The organism is Microbacterium sp. NPDC076768, assembly GCF_040687205.1.
GTDB lineage: Bacteria > Actinomycetota > Actinomycetes > Actinomycetales > Microbacteriaceae > Microbacterium.
In genome coordinates this window covers 998,449-1,012,705 of the sequence record NZ_JBFBMU010000001.1, presented here as the reverse complement: position 1 = coordinate 1,012,705, position 14,257 = coordinate 998,449, and the positions used below count along the sequence as shown (strand labels likewise).

The following is a 14,257-nucleotide window of genomic DNA, read 5'->3' as shown; positions in this document are numbered from 1 at the left end:
TCATGACTGAAACCATGTCTTCACTCGCTGCGGAAGTGGCCGTCCCCATGAAAAAGGCACGCAGGCGCGCGTTCTCCGGTCGCGTGCGCTGGTGGACCTACCTCTTCCTGATTCTTGCGGCCATTGTCTGCATCTTCCCGCTCTACTGGATGTTCATCGTCTCGACGAACGACTCCGCCGCGGTGTCACAGATGCCGCCGACCGTTGTGCCAGGCGGCAACTTCTTCACCCTGGCTGAGCAGGTGTTCACCACCGTTCCGTTCATTCAGAGCATCATCAACTCGTTCTTCGTCGCTGGCAGTATCGCCGTAGCTCAGATCGTGCTGTGCACACTCGGCGGTTTCGCCTTTGCGAAGCTCCAATTCCGCGGACGCAATGTGCTCTTCGTCTTCGTCATCGGCACGCTGATGGTCCCGACGCAGCTCTCGATCATTCCCCTCTACATGGTGATGTCGCAGTTGGAATGGATCGACAGTTTGCAGGCGCTGATCGTGCCAGGCATGGCGAGCGCATTCGGAATTTTCTGGATGCGGCAGCACATCTCCTCCGTCCTCAGCGATGAGCTCGTGCAGGCAGCACGCCTAGACGGTTGCAGCACCTGGCAGATCTACTGGCGCATGGCCTTTCCTCTTGTCAGCTCTGCGGCCTTTGTCTTGGGTCTGCTCGCGTTCGTCACGGCCTGGAATGACTTCCTGTGGCCGCTCATCGTGATCCAGTCGCCCGAGAACTACACAGTGCAACTCGCGATCAAGGCGCTACAGAGCCAGTACTTCGTCGACTACGGCCTGGCAATGTCCGGCTCGTTCCTCGCGACGATCCCGCTCCTTGTTCTCTTCTTCTTTGTCGGCCGTCGCATGGTCGCCGGAGTAATGGACGGCGCGTTCAAAGGCTGACTCACCGTCACCCTTATGCTCTGCGCTCGCTCCTCTCGTTTTACGAACTGAAAGACCTCACAATGACCACTGCTACACCGCATTCTGTCCCCACGGAGCACGGCCTCTCCCGCGTCGAAGACTTGTTGACTCAGATGACACTCGACGAGAAGCTCGCGCAACTTGTCGGGATCTGGGCAGGTGCCGCCGACACGGGCGAAAGCGTTGCCCCGATGCAGGACGAACAAGGGGGCGAGCCCGTCGTGTTCGAATCGTTCGCTCAGAATGGCCTCGGGCACCTCACCCGGGTATTCGGCACTGTCCCGGTCACTCCCGCGCATGGGCGTTCGTCCCTGCGCTCGGTGCAGCGTTGGCTCCGCGACAACACGCGTCTGGGCATCCCTGCGATCGCGCACGAAGAATGTCTCACCGGCCTCGCGGCCTGGCAGGCAACGACCTTTCCTACCCCGCTTGCGTGGGGTGCCACGTTTGATCCACACCTGATCGAGCGGATGGGGGCGATGATCGGCACGAGCATGGCGCAGCTCGGAGTGCACCAGGGCCTCTCTCCCGTGCTGGACGTGATTCGCGATGTGCGCTGGGGTCGCGTAGAAGAGTGCATCGCCGAAGATCCCTTCGTTGTCGGCGAGCTGGGGTCCGCCTATGTACGGGGTCTGCAGAGCGCCGGGGTCATCGCGACGCTCAAACACTTTGTCGGCTACTCGAACTCACGAGCAGGCCGCAACCTCGCCCCGGTTCATGCCGGCCCGCGCGAAGTGGCCGACGTGTTGCTTGTACCGTTCGAGATGGCGATCCGCGATGCGGGCGCTCAGTCGGTGATGCACTCATATGCAGAGATCGACGGCATCCCTGTGGCTTCTGATCCGGCACTTCTCACCGACCTACTGCGTGACACGTGGGGCTTTGACGGCACGGTCGTCGCCGACTATTTCGGAGTCGCCTTCCTTCACCAGCTGCACGGCATTGCCGCTGATCTGGGCGAGGCAGCGGAGCTTGCGCTCCGCGCTGGCGTCGACATCGAGCTGCCGACAGGGAAGGCATACCTCGCCCCGTTGGCGGAACGAATTCGTAGCGGCGAATTCGACGTCGAGTTCGTTGATCGCGCCGTGCGTCGCGTCCTCCTGCAGAAAGAACAGCTCGGGTTGCTCGATCCGCAGACAACGCTTTTCGACGACGACGGCCAGGATGAGCGCATCAACTTGGACTCTCCAGAGCACAGGGCGCTGGCGGGCGAGATCGCCGAGAAATCGGTCACGCTGATCGAGGCGGCGGATATTCTTCCGCTCGCGCCGCAGACCCGGATCGCCGTCATCGGGCCCAACGCAGGCCGCACCGCTGCACTCTTCGGCTGCTACGCCTTCATCAACCACGTTTTGCCTCAGCACCCCCAGGTCGCAGACGGCATCGAGGTGGCGACAGTTCTCGATGCCCTCTCCTCGGAGTTCGATTCGATCGCAGGTTTCGAAGAAGGATGCGGCGTTGATTCGCCAGATGACGGCGGGATTGCCGGTGCGGTAGCGCTGGCGGAGCAGGCAGAGACTGCCGTTGTGGTTGTCGGCGATCGTGCTGGCTTGTTCGGGCGCGGCACCGTCGGAGAGGGATGCGATACCGACAGCCTGGAACTGCCCGGCGTTCAGCGGCAGCTCGTCGAAGCCGTCCTCGACACGGGCACCCCTGTGGTGGTGGTCGTCGTCTCTGGTCGCCCGTACTCGGTGGAGTGGGCGGCCGAGCGCGGTGCGGCGATTGTCCAGGCATTCTTTCCTGGTGAAGAAGGAGCGTCGGCGATCAGTGGTGTGCTGAGCGGTCGCGTGAATCCATCTGGTCGACTTGCCGTGTCGATGTCTCGTTCAGCCGGACGCCAGCCGTACTCCTACCTGCATCCAACGCTCGGCGGAGCGTCTGACGTATCGAACGTCGCCACCAAACCGGCGTATCCCTTCGGCTTTGGCCGCAGCTACACCACGTTCGAATACAGCGATGCTCAGCTCATCCACACGGAGATCCGCGCGGGCGAAGACATCGTTGTAGAGGTGACGGTGTCGAACAGCGGCGAGCGCGCCGGTGACGAGATTGTGCAGGTGTACGCACGCGATGTGGTCGCCTCTGTCACCCGGCCGACCAGACAGTTGGTTGCGTTCACTCGGGTATCCCTAGACGCAGGCGAATCGCGCACCGTCACGATGCGCATCCCCGCCACGCGCCTTGCCTTCACCGATCGATCCATGAAGCGCGTCGTCGAGCCTGGTGACATCAAGCTCTGGGTCGGACGCGACTGCGAAACTGAGGCAGCTCCGCTGGGCACCCTCACGATGCACGGACCGGTTCACATCGTCAGCGGCGACGACTCTCGCACCGTGCAGATCGCCCAGCGGTAGACAGCCCACTACGAGCGAAGGCTCAGGATGATCGAGGTGCGATCATCCTGAGCCTTTACTCGTTCCGCTGTGGATCGCCCGCTACGCGGGATCGATCGCGATCGGCACATTCGTCAGTCGATGCCGACGCTCGATCGCCTGACCGATGTAACTCGCGACGATGATCAGCACCGCCCCGAACAATCCGGGAGCACCGATCACCTCACCACCGATGTAGACGCCGACCGCGATCGCCCACACAGGTTCGGTCCCCATCAGAATGCTGGCCCTGGTGGCGGAGGTCCGCCGCACCGCCCACAGCTGCACGATGAAAGCGAACACCGAGCACAGGAGTCCGAGGAACAGCACGTTGCCCCACCCAGAAGGATCGAGTTGAGCGATCGCGAGCGGAAGAGCCTCGCCCGCCGCCAGTATGAAGGCGACTGCACAGACGACCATCTGCAGGAAGATGACCCCCAGCGAGCTGTCCGAACGCCCTACCAGGAGCCGTGCACTCGCAGTGACATGGATCGCCCGCACGGTCGCTGCGGCGATTACAAGAGCGTCACCCAGAGTCGGCATCCGGAATCCCCCCTCGGAAACCAGCAGCGCCACCCCCACGACCGCTGCAACGGCTGCGACAAAATACGATCGAGGCAACCACGATCTGGAAGCAGCACTTTCAAGCACCGGTGTCATTATCAGCGCGAGGCTGATCAAAAGACCCGCATTGGTTGCCGAGGTGAGGCTCACACCCCAGGTCTCGAGGCCGATGATTGCGGCTTGTGTAAGCCCGAGTGACGCTGCTATTACGAGGCCGCTCCCTCTCGGGAGCCGCTCTCGCCGAACGACACAGATGATCCCCGTCGCGAGCGCAGCAACGGTGAAGCGCAGCGCGACCGCTGATGTCACGCTCACGTCCGCCACCAGATCCTTCGACGACAGAAAGCTCGCGCCCCACACCGCCGCGACCCCGAGCAGAAGCAGGTCGACGGTCAGCTCCGACTTTCGATGCGTAGTCACTGCCTCACTCTGTCGTGGACAATCATTAAGAACATCCGGCAATCTCTTGATCGTCCTGTTAGAAATTACTTATGGATCCTGTACGTCTACGTTTGCTTCGCGAGCTCGGTGATCGCGGCAGTGTCGTCGCTGTCGCGGCTGCATTGCACGTGAGCGCGTCAGCTGTTTCGCAACAACTCGCGGCCCTGCAATCCACCACTCCCGTTCCTCTGACGATCAAACGGGGGCGCACACTCGTGCTTACCGACGCGGGCGAAGCGCTCGCGCGGGCGAGCATCCGGGTAGATGAGGCTCTCGCCATCGCGAAAGACTCCATCGATTCATTCCTTGCCGCGCCGGAGCGGGTCGTGACGGTATCGGCTTATCACAGCGCAGCTTTGACCTTCTTTGGCCCTCTTTTGAAGACATTGAATGGGAAACAAAGCTTGTCCCTGGCGGACGCCGACGTGGCACGCACCGAGTTCCCGAGCCTCACCGCAGACTTCGACCTTGTGATCGCGCACCGCCTCAGCCACAACCCGGAGTGGCCCATGGAACGGGTCGTCTCAGTTCCGCTCCTCAAAGAACCCCTCGATATCGCTCTCCCCGCACGTCATGCGCTGGCACAGCAGGACGAAATCCATCTCGAGCTGCTGCGCGATGAAGTCTGGATTTCCACTCACGAAGGTTTCCCCCTGAGCGGAGTGCTAGACCATATCGGGGCCCTCATCGGTGGGCCGCCACGCATTGCGCACCGCATCAATGAATTCACCGTCGCAGCCGAGGTCGTACGAGCCGGAGCAGCAATCGCCGTCATGCCGCGGTTTACCGCGCGCTCGCTCGCGGTGAACGGAATGGTACTCCGGCCAGTGGTCGGAGCACACCTCGAACGACACGTCGACGTACTCGCTCGCCGAGACTCACTCGCCCACGCCCGCGTGCGGGAGGTGCTCGGGGTGTTGCGCAAGCTCGCCGTAGACACGCGCTCAGAGAATATCTAACTGTCGCGACTGAGACCGGATGGCCACCGTCTCGCAAGAAACTGAACACCACCTTAGCAGCGTGAAATTGCGCCCTGACCGGATCAATCAGCGACGTTCAAGGACGTTGATTTGTTCGCAAACTCTTCGCACGCGCGTAGCGCTGAAACCGCGTGCCTGGGACGCTTCGCACATTCGTTTGACGGACCCCTCGTGCGCATCATGGTGTGCGCCATAGCTCTAACTGCGCCCACTCTGCGGGTGCCCCGGTAGCGGAAGTCTCGAGGCCGCTCGTGGCCGGAAAGCTACTCATTACAGCTGGCAAGATTCTCATGTTCACGCCGTCAGTGTGTGATGCGAGATGTTGAAGGAGCGTGAGCATAGCGAAGGTGCTGTCCTTGACTTCGTTGATGGCGTCGAGTGAAGGATGCTGGCCGAGTCGTGGAAGCTTTGGGGTCAAGGAGTAGTGCCGGTTGAAAAGGCGGGAGTGATGAGCACAAACATTTCGGACAACGTTCAGGGCTCGCATCCACGACTTCAGCTGCGCTGCACTCAGCTCAAACGTGGCCGCAATGTCGTCTCGAACCTTGAGGGGAGCGAAGGTGTATAGGTAAGACAGCCCACCCCAGTCGAGAACGTCCACTGCGACCCATACTGGAACAACCGATTCACGCTTTTCTCTGTGGTGAACGATGAATTCTTCGCGAGAGTCTCTGAGCTGCCCGTCTAGCTTTTGGATCCACTTGGGGTAATCGGACGGACGATCCAGTGATAGGAGCTCGCGCTTGCGGTGGACCATCGGATCGACTTCACCAAGCTTGTAACCCAGCAGAGCACGAAGGTATGTTTCGACGTGCTGCAGTGGCCCAAGTGTGGCAAGCCGCAGACGATTATCGAAGGCCCAGAGTGCTTCCACCTGCGGCAACGAAGTTCCTGGGTAAAAGCGACCGGTGCGCACGCCCACTGCATCCCTAAACCGAAACGGATACGAATAGCCACTGAGTGTGTAATATCCGACACGTCGAAGCAACGCCAGCGCGGCAGCTTCGTCATCGACAAGCATGCCGCTGTCCCGGAGGAGTTCAATCTGCTCCGAGTATGTGCTGTGCGGCTTCGGCTCCACCAAGTCAGCATCTCATACAAAGAAAGACCGGCCCTGGACCCCCGAAGGAGCGGAACCGGTCGTGTTACACAAACAATATCACGCTCGAGTGTGCCCCCTCCAGTGCCGTCCCCTCTCGGGACGCTGGCTCAGTTGAGAGCAGACTACGCGGATGCTCTAGTCGGCTGGCCAGCATGCGCGGCCGAGCTACACTTCAAACTGACTGCGCAAGGTCGGTACGGAATGTCCAGGCTGGCCACCAACCGTCATCAAGCTCCCGAAGCATTTTGGTGGCTTGCTCGAGTTCGTCCGCGGTGAGGTTGGGGTCGGGTTCACCGTTACTCGAGTGTCGTTCGCCGCCGAGGTGACAAAGTTGCGCGTGTTGCCATCGCCTATGCCCGACGGGGCACACTTCCCGAAGGCCGCCGGCCGCGATGGCCAGCAAGGTGTCTTCGACCTCATCGGCGACGGACTCAGCTGATTCGTCGCACGCGTCACAGGAACACTGCGGAACTACAGTCCGGAATAGTGCACCACCCTGGATCTGCACCGAATCAACGGCCGCCGCAATGGTCACGGTCGCTCCAGTAGAAGGACGAAGCACCGTCCGCGTCTCCTGATCAACCGTCCGCCGCTCAACATCTACGACATACCAAGCCTGCAAGTACTCGATTACGGCATCAAGGTAGTCCTGCTGAGGGAGCGCGGGCCGTTCGAAGCGGACAGGCGGTACCCGCAAGAGCGGTTGCGACCCGACCTCCATCAGCGCGCTCATCTCGAACGCGTCTTGATCGGCCTGGGACCACGATGACAGCATGTCCATAAACTCGTCCACCAGTTCGGACTGCTCGACCATGATCCGCACCAGCTCTGCCACGGGGATAGATCGAGTTGACGTTCCCACCTCAAGCTCAGGCGTCCTACGCCACGACGCAGCTGGATGCACCACCGCGATCACATTGCCCACGAAGCGGGCCGCCGAATCCGCCAGCTCCACCGACTCCAAAACCGCCTTGCGACGGTCGAGAAACCCCCACAGCGCCGATATGTCCTGCACGAAGTTGGCAGGATCCCCACCCTGCTCGCACACGTAGGACGCGAACTCTTCGAACCCCTCCACGAACCGGATCGGGGCTGGAGATTCAGAGCCTGGCAAGACCAGGATCGCCGCAGAAGACAGCGGCTCAGGCAACGGACGCACCGGTGCGGGGAAGATGCTTTCTGCCACTTACACGACCACCTTCGAACCACTCAGTAAATAAGGGCCGAGACTCGCCGCCAGTATTTCATGAGGACACCTCCAAAAAACGCCCTCAGATCGGACCCCGTCCCGACGAACAGTCAAACGCAAAAACCCCCGCATAAGCGGGGGTTTTATCTGCGGAGACGAGGGGATTTGAACCCCTGGACCCCTTGCGAGGTCTCCACCTTAGCAGGGTGGTGCACTAGGCCGGACTATGCGACGTCTCCAGGCATCCGACCCGAAAGCACGGATGCACCTAGCCATCATAACTGTTCATGAGAGCCGTGACGAACCAGCACAAAAGCGTGTGCTGTCTGACCCGACGCGCACCGGCGCTGACCAGCGTCGCGCGCTGACGCTGGGATACTGGCCGCACAGGGTGGACTCCGCCTGTCCACCGCACGGAAGAGGTCGCAGCATGCCCCAAGACGATTCGACGGCACAGGAGCGCACGCTCGCCGCGGCGCTCACCCCCGAGCGGGGCAGCCAGAGCCTCGGCTACGCGGTCGTCCTGGGGCTGATCGCCGTGTCGTACTGGCTGTGTGTCGCGCAACCGAGCACAGAGCCGAGCCCGTGGGCGTTCCTTGCCATGCTCGCAACCGTGGCAATGGTGGCCCACGTGACCAGGGTGAGGCGGGCGATTCAGCAGATCTCTTGGGTGGTTCTTTCCGTAGCCGGAGTTGCTGCAATCGGCGCAACCGCTTTTGGCATCGATGGCCCTGTGCTCGCGGTGCCACTTTCGATCGCCTCGATGATCGCGCTGTTGATCGCGCCAGGAGCGATCATCGTTCATCAGGTCAACCGCCGCGGCTTGAACTTAGAGGCGCTGTTGGCGGCACTCACCGCATACATCTTGGTCGGAATGTTCTTTGCCTTCGTCTACAACCTAATGTCGCAGCTCTCCTCCACCCCGATGTTCGGGGCGGCAGACCTCGATTCCCTCGGCAACCAGCTGTTCTATTCTTTTACCGCGCTGACGACCACCGGCTACGGAAACCTCGTGCCTGTGAACGCCACAGGGCAAGCGATCGCCATTGCGGAGGGGATCACTGGTCAGTTCTTCCTGATCACCGCCGTCGCCCGCATCATGCGCGGCGCGGGGAGCAAAACCAACACCCCCGAGACGGCCTGAACGGGGAGAGCACACGAAGCCGCGCCTTGCGGCCCCGCAACTCGCCGGACAGACTAGCTTCAGAGCAGACCGATATTCTGCACGCGATCTGAGGGACGGCAATGCACAAGAGAACTTCTCGGTGGGGGCTACCCGCCGCCATCATCTCGATCCTCGTGGCGACCCTGCTCCCTCTCGGCGCCGCACAGGCGGCGGAGATCGACGGAATCACCTCAGCCACAATCGTGGAGCCGACCGACGCCATCACGGCCTACGAGAGCTTCCGACTCGAAGCAACCTGGGCCGTGCCGAACACTGCCCTTCCAGGCGACACGTTCGGCCTCACTTTCCCGACGAGCCCGCTCATCGTGGGCGTTACCAGTTCGTTTGTTCTCGAATCTCCCGGCGGCGACGAGGTGGGCACTTGCGCGGTCTCCGATGCGGGGATCACGTGCACCCTCGGCGACTATGTGCTCACCCATGACAACGTCAGCGGCAATCTCTTCTTCTGGGCCCAGGCCCGAGAATCAAGCGCCAGCGGAACCCTCACCTTCACCACCAGCGGCGGAGACCCCATCGACGTCGCGGTGCCAGGAGGCGCAATCCTCGATCAAGGGGCATGGGGGCCGCCCACTGAGGCCGAGAAAGATGGCGTCATCACCACAGACGGCGACCGCCTGGAGTGGGATGTCTACATTCCGAGCAACCAGATGACAGCGGGTGAAGTCATCACCGATACATTCACCCCTGGACTGACCTATCTCCCGGCATCCATGCAGATCGGCTACGTTCTTCTCTCAAACTGGAACGGCGGATCGTTCACCGACGCAGACTTCAATGAGCTCTCCGAGCCCGCCGACTACGCCATCGTGGACTCCCCTGCATCGTCATCCTTCACTCTGACCCTCAACGGTCCACTGCCGGCAGATGCGATTTATCGGCTTCGCTATCAGATGGAGGTGCCAGCGGGCACCGAAGACGGCGACATCTTCACCAACACTGTCTCCGGAGTCGGCTTCACGGCAGCAGCTGGTTCGGTTACCTATGTGGGCGCTGGCGGTGGAGGAGAAGGCGATGAGCCAGGAACCTTCACCGTGAGCAAGGCGCTGTCAGGGACCGGTGCAGATCTGGTTCCCTCCACCACCAGCTACTCGTTCACCTACTCCTACAACGTCGATGGCGCCACACTGGCAGGCACAGTCGAGGTGCTCGCAGGAGAAACGAGCGACCCGATTGGACCAATACCCGTAGATACCGTCGTCACGATCCAAGAGCCTGCACCTGCAGCTGTCGAAGGGGCCACGTGGTCAGCACCAGTCTTTTCCGGCGCCGGTGTGACGGCAATAACGGAGGGCGCTCAGTTCACCATCGTCTCCGCGTCAAACGTCGAAGTGGCAGTGCAGAACACTCTCGCACTGATACCGCCGCCAGAGCCAGGCACCTTTACCGTCAGCAAGTCGCTTTCTGGCTCGGGAACAGCGCTTGTGCCAGACGACACAGTGCACTCCTTCGACTACTCCTACACGACCGATGAAGGCACGACCTCTGGTGTGGTGACGATCCTCGCTGGCGAAACGAGCGCCACGATCGGGCCGATCCCTGCGGACACCGTTGTCACCATCAGCGAGGAGGAGCCCACCTCGGTCGAAGGGGTGACCTGGGCTTCCCCCACCTTCAGCGGAACGGGAGTAACAACGACGGCCGAGGGAGCAGAGTTCGCCATCGTCTCCGCATCGAACATCGCGGTAGGCGTTCAGAACACCGTCGAGGCGGTTGCCTCGCCCGAGACGCCTGAGACTCCCGAGACGCCTGAAACACCCGTCCAGGGCCTGGCAACGACAGGCGGCACGATTATCGGGTTCCCCCTCGCGATCGCGCTTGTCGTCGGCGGAGCTATCCTCGTCGGGCTTCGTCGTCACGCAACGCGCAGCTGACTAACGGACGTTGCCGTTAGAGCAGGTCACCTGCGCTGCGGAGTTGCCCTTGATGGCGTCGGGGAGAGCAACCACGTTCTCTGGACTCGCAGAGGGCGCCGGTGTCGCCTCTTCGGCCGGTGCGGCCTCTTCGACGGGGGCGGTTGGCTCCTGCACGACGACACCCTCGTTGCTGTTGTTCTCGTGCGTAATTTCGAGCTGAGCGTTCTCTTCGATCGCCGCCCATAGGGCGTCTGCTGCCTCGACATCAGGAACGACCTTGTTCGGGTCGTCATAGTCAGCACCGGTGGGGTACTGCACAAAGACGATGTCTTCGAACGGCACCGACTTCACCGCGAGCGCGATCTGTACGAGCAACATCGGGTTGTTCGACAGCGACGTGCTTGTTTCGAGGTTGTTGAGTGCGGTGTTCGCCAAGCGCAGCATGACGGGCACGTTGCCGAGCACTTCGCCACTGATCATCTTTCGAGCGAGGCTCGACATGTACTGCTGCTGGTTGCCGATGCGACCGAGGTCGCTCCCGTCGCCGACGCCGTGACGTGTGCGCAAGAACTGCAAGGCTTGCAGCCCTTCGACAGTGTGGTTACCGGCGGCCATATCCAGGCCCGTGTAGCTGTCTTTGATCGGGGTAGCAAGGCACACATCAACGCCACCGATCGCGTCGGTGATCTCGATGACGCCACCAAACGTCACGGAAGCCGCAAACTGCACGTCTTGACCTGTGAGTTCAGAGATCGTCTCGACCACGCAGTTCAGCCCACCATCGGTGTAGGTGGTGTTGAGGGGCTGCTTGCTCATCGCTGACTGCAGGTTGCCTTCTGCATCGGTGCACTCCGGGATCGGGAGCATCAGGTCACGAGGAAAGCTCACGACCGTGATGCGCCGTGGTTCCTGAGAAACGTGCACCAAGAGGTTCACGTCGTTCAATGTGCCCTCGGAGTCTCCACCGGTGCACCGATCACCGAAAAGCTCGGCGTAATCTTCTTCGCACGTGTCGACGCCGGCGAGGACGAGGTTGAATCCGCTCTCGTATTCGCCGATGTCTGGCGGGATCGACTCTTGACCATCGAGCTCCACCGCGTTTGCGGAGACCGTGCTGGAAAGGTCGTAGAGCACGTACATGCCGACCCCGAAACCACTCACGAGCACCACAGCCAGACCGATCGCGATAAACCGCATCAGCTGACCCACCGTGCTCGGCGTTTTCAGTTGACCGTGTCTCGCGATAGTGCGGCGGCGTCGGGTGTTCTCGCTCACTCGGGGCCTTTCGGATTCAGCACAAGTGCGGGAACACTGTGCTCAACATGCGGAGGGTGTGGGATTCGAACCCACGAGACATCTCTGCCCACTGGTTTTCAAGACCAGCTCCATCGGCCGCTCGGACAACCCTCCTCGACAAACGAATCTGTCGACAAAGCGTGAGTCTAGCCGAGAACTATTGTCCCGTGCTGACCTGGGCAGGGGCTGGAAGCGTGTCGAGCGCCTTTGCGAGGCCCCCATCCATCACATCGGCGGTGACTTCACTCGCCGAATCTTTTACCTCGGCAGGGGCTTGCCCCATCGCCACAGCCCGTCCGCCAAGCGACCGAGCCCAACCGAACATGCCAATGTCGTTACGCCCATCGCCCGCAACCAGGACTCGTTCTTTATCGAACCCCAGCTCCGCCCGGACCTGCTCCAACGCCGTGCCCTTATCTACGCCCTGCGGGGCGATGTCGAGCCATGCCGTCCAGCCGATCGCATACGAGACCTCATTCAGGCCCGCATCAGCGACGAGGCGGTGGAAGTCGTCTTCATCGTGGCCTGGGGAGACAACGACAATGCGTGATACCGGCAGCGCGGCGAGTTCGTCGAACCCGACTTGGCGGCCGCCGTCGAGTGTCCAATCGTCAAGCTGCTCCGTAAACAGCCTCTTACCGGAAGCGAGCTCGACCATGTAGTTGGCATCGGGCAGCCTGTCACGCAGCAGTTTCAGAACCGGTGTGGGGTCGAAGGTCTCGACGTTCCACCGCTCCCAGCCGTCGACCACGCGCCGCATGGTGACGGCGCCGTTGGAGCAAATCACGTAATCCGCAATGAGGCCGAGCTGCTCGACGTACTGTTGGGTCGCCATCCAGCTGCGCCCCGTCGCAATGGTGACAAAGTGTCCGGCATCGCGCACACGGGCGATCGCCTCAGGTACCCCAGGACTCATCGTCTCGTCCTGCAGGATGATTGTTCCGTCGACGTCGAGGCCGACCATCCAGGCACCGCTCACAGCGCAGCCTTCGTGCTCGCCAACGGCTCGATGACTTCGATGCCACCCAAATAGGGCCGAAGCACCTCAGGCACCCGCACAGAGCCATCTGCTTGCTGGTGAGTCTCCAACAGCGCAACAATCCAACGCGTGGTGGCGAGTGTGCCGTTAAGCGTCGCCACGTGCTGAGTCTTCGCCGTCTGCGTCACGCCGTCGGCCGCATCGACCACTGGCCGGTGTCGCACATCGAGGCGTCGCGCCTGGAACGTTGTGCAGTTCGAGGTCGACGTGAGCTCGCGGAAAGCACCCTGGGTGGGCACCCATGCTTCGATGTCGTACTTGCGCGCGGCGCTGGAACCGAGGTCTCCGGCCGCCACGTCGATGACGCGGTAGGAAAGCCCCAGTGAGGTCAGCATCTCTTCCTGGAGAGCTACCAGACGCAGGTGCTCTGCCTCGGCATCCTCTGGCTGGGTGTAGACGAACATCTCCAGCTTGTTGAACTGGTGCACCCGGATGATGCCGCGTGTGTCTTTGCCGTGAGAGCCCGCCTCGCGCCGGTAACAGGTCGACCAGCCGGCGTAACGGAGGGCACCATCTGACAGATCAACAATCTCGTCCTTGTGGTATCCGGCGAGCGCTACCTCGCTTGTGCCCACAAGGTAGAGGTCGTCATCTTTGTCGAGGTGGTAGACCTCGTCGGCGTGCTCACCGAGAAAACCCGTGCCCTGCATGATCTCCGGACGCACGAGTGTGGGGGTGATCAGCGGCACGAAGCCGTGCTGCAGCGCCTTGTCGAGTGCGAGGTTCATCAGCGCAATCTCGAGGCGTGCTCCGATACCGCGCAGGAAGTAGAAACGCGCACCAGAGACTTTGGCACCACGTTCCATATCGATGGCACCGAGAAGCTCACCGAGTTCCAGGTGATCTTTCGGCTCAAAGTCAAAGCTCGGCACTTCGCCGTTGCGGCGAAGCTCGACGAAGTTTGCTTCTCCGCCAGCGGGGACGCCGTCGATCACGACGTTCTCGATGCGGGCGAGCGCTGCAGCGACCGCGTCGGCTGCTTCGTTCGCCGCGTGCTGAGCCTGCTTCACGCGCTCAGCCAGATCCTTGGCCTGCGCAACGAGCGCCGCTTTCTCGTCTTTGGGTGCCTTCGCGACCTGCTTGCCGAAGGCATTCTGTTCCGCTCGCAGCTCTTCGAAAGTAGAAAGGGCTGCCCTGCGCGATCGATCGGCCTCGAGTGCAACGTCTACGGTGCTCTGGTCGTTTCCACGAGCAGTCTGCGAACGGCGGACGATCTCCGGATTATCGCGGAGGAGTGCGAGGTCGATCATCAGCCAAGTCTACGGTGAACGCCCTCCTGCTAACGCTGTCTGGCGCCAGCGACGGGCAGGGGCGTATGACC

At 61.7% G+C, this 14,257-nt stretch carries 11 protein-coding genes and 2 tRNA genes; 5 read left to right on the top strand and 8 right to left on the bottom strand.

Going from position 1 to position 14,257, the window contains the following annotated elements; translation table 11 throughout:
- The first annotated feature begins 2 nt into the window (after positions 1 to 2).
- Positions 3 to 893: a carbohydrate ABC transporter permease gene (locus AB0O87_RS04990; RefSeq protein ID WP_363512304.1), complete on the top strand. Its 891-nt coding sequence runs from the start codon at positions 3 to 5 to the stop codon at positions 891 to 893.
- Between the two features lie 62 nt (positions 894 to 955).
- On the top strand, positions 956 to 3,268 hold the full coding sequence (locus AB0O87_RS04985) for a glycoside hydrolase family 3 N-terminal domain-containing protein (protein WP_363512302.1): 2,313 nt from the start codon (positions 956 to 958) through the stop codon (positions 3,266 to 3,268).
- Positions 3,269 to 3,349: 81 nt separating this feature from the next.
- Here AB0O87_RS04985 and AB0O87_RS04980 read toward each other — a convergent pair whose 3' ends face one another.
- Positions 3,350 to 4,270, bottom strand: a complete 921-nt coding sequence (locus AB0O87_RS04980) for a DMT family transporter (protein ID WP_363512300.1) — start codon at positions 4,268 to 4,270, stop codon at positions 3,350 to 3,352.
- Between the two features lie 71 nt (positions 4,271 to 4,341).
- On the opposite strand from AB0O87_RS04980, the gene AB0O87_RS04975 reads away from it, so the two are divergent.
- Entirely contained in the window at positions 4,342 to 5,250 is a 909-nt protein-coding gene (locus AB0O87_RS04975; protein ID WP_363512298.1) for a LysR family transcriptional regulator, read from the top strand.
- Between the two features lie 199 nt (positions 5,251 to 5,449).
- On the opposite strand, the gene AB0O87_RS04970 is transcribed toward AB0O87_RS04975, so the two are convergent.
- The 3 genes from AB0O87_RS04970 to AB0O87_RS04960 form a co-directional block, all read right to left on the bottom strand.
- Positions 5,450 to 6,352, bottom strand: coding sequence for an Abi family protein (locus AB0O87_RS04970; RefSeq protein WP_363512938.1), 903 nt, complete (start codon positions 6,350 to 6,352; stop codon positions 5,450 to 5,452).
- 193 nt (positions 6,353 to 6,545) lie between these two features.
- Positions 6,546 to 7,559 (bottom strand): DUF6226 family protein, encoded by a 1,014-nt coding sequence (locus AB0O87_RS04965; protein WP_363512296.1) that lies wholly within the window; start codon positions 7,557 to 7,559, stop codon positions 6,546 to 6,548.
- Between the two features lie 153 nt (positions 7,560 to 7,712).
- Positions 7,713 to 7,801: transfer RNA gene (locus AB0O87_RS04960), tRNA-Ser, on the bottom strand.
- A gap of 191 nt (positions 7,802 to 7,992) precedes the next feature.
- Here AB0O87_RS04960 and AB0O87_RS04955 point away from each other — a divergent pair.
- Together AB0O87_RS04955 and AB0O87_RS04950 are read left to right on the top strand one after the other, a co-directional pair.
- Positions 7,993 to 8,706 carry a potassium channel family protein gene (locus tag AB0O87_RS04955; protein ID WP_363512294.1) on the top strand — a complete coding sequence of 238 codons (714 nt, stop codon included), beginning with the start codon at positions 7,993 to 7,995 and terminating at the stop codon, positions 8,704 to 8,706.
- A gap of 101 nt (positions 8,707 to 8,807) precedes the next feature.
- Positions 8,808 to 10,619, top strand: coding sequence for a DUF5979 domain-containing protein (locus AB0O87_RS04950; protein WP_363512292.1), 1,812 nt, complete (start codon positions 8,808 to 8,810; stop codon positions 10,617 to 10,619).
- Here the strand turns inward: AB0O87_RS04950 and AB0O87_RS04945 are convergent, their stop codons facing one another.
- The 4 genes from AB0O87_RS04945 to serS all read right to left on the bottom strand — a co-directional run bounded on the left by AB0O87_RS04945 (position 10,620) and on the right by serS (position 14,186).
- Complete coding sequence (locus AB0O87_RS04945; RefSeq protein WP_363512290.1) at positions 10,620 to 11,876, bottom strand: LCP family protein; 1,257 nt, start codon at positions 11,874 to 11,876, stop codon at positions 10,620 to 10,622.
- 50 nt (positions 11,877 to 11,926) lie between these two features.
- A tRNA-Ser gene (locus tag AB0O87_RS04940) sits at positions 11,927 to 12,011 on the bottom strand.
- A 43-nt stretch (positions 12,012 to 12,054) separates the two neighbouring features.
- Positions 12,055 to 12,876, bottom strand: coding sequence for an HAD hydrolase family protein (locus AB0O87_RS04935; RefSeq protein WP_363512288.1), 822 nt, complete (start codon positions 12,874 to 12,876; stop codon positions 12,055 to 12,057).
- Positions 12,873 to 14,186 (bottom strand): serine--tRNA ligase, encoded by a 1,314-nt coding sequence (gene serS, locus AB0O87_RS04930; RefSeq protein WP_363512286.1) that lies wholly within the window; start codon positions 14,184 to 14,186, stop codon positions 12,873 to 12,875. The genes AB0O87_RS04935 and serS overlap by 4 nt, the downstream gene beginning before the upstream one ends.
- Between the last annotated feature and the right edge of the window lie 71 nt (positions 14,187 to 14,257).

Excerpts from the sequence above, each read along its gene's own strand:
- AB0O87_RS04990 (WP_363512304.1), top strand. The coding sequence starts at position 3 with ATGACTGAAACCATGTCTTCACTCGCTGCGGAAGTGGCCGTCCCCATG.
- AB0O87_RS04985 (WP_363512302.1), top strand. The coding sequence starts at position 956 with ATGACCACTGCTACACCGCATTCTGTCCCCACGGAGCACGGCCTCTCC.
- AB0O87_RS04975 (WP_363512298.1), top strand. The coding sequence starts at position 4,342 with ATGGATCCTGTACGTCTACGTTTGCTTCGCGAGCTCGGTGATCGCGGC.
- AB0O87_RS04955 (WP_363512294.1), top strand. The coding sequence starts at position 7,993 with ATGCCCCAAGACGATTCGACGGCACAGGAGCGCACGCTCGCCGCGGCG.
- AB0O87_RS04950 (WP_363512292.1), top strand. The coding sequence starts at position 8,808 with ATGCACAAGAGAACTTCTCGGTGGGGGCTACCCGCCGCCATCATCTCG.
- serS (WP_363512286.1), bottom strand. The coding sequence starts at position 14,186 with ATGATCGACCTCGCACTCCTCCGCGATAATCCGGAGATCGTCCGCCGT.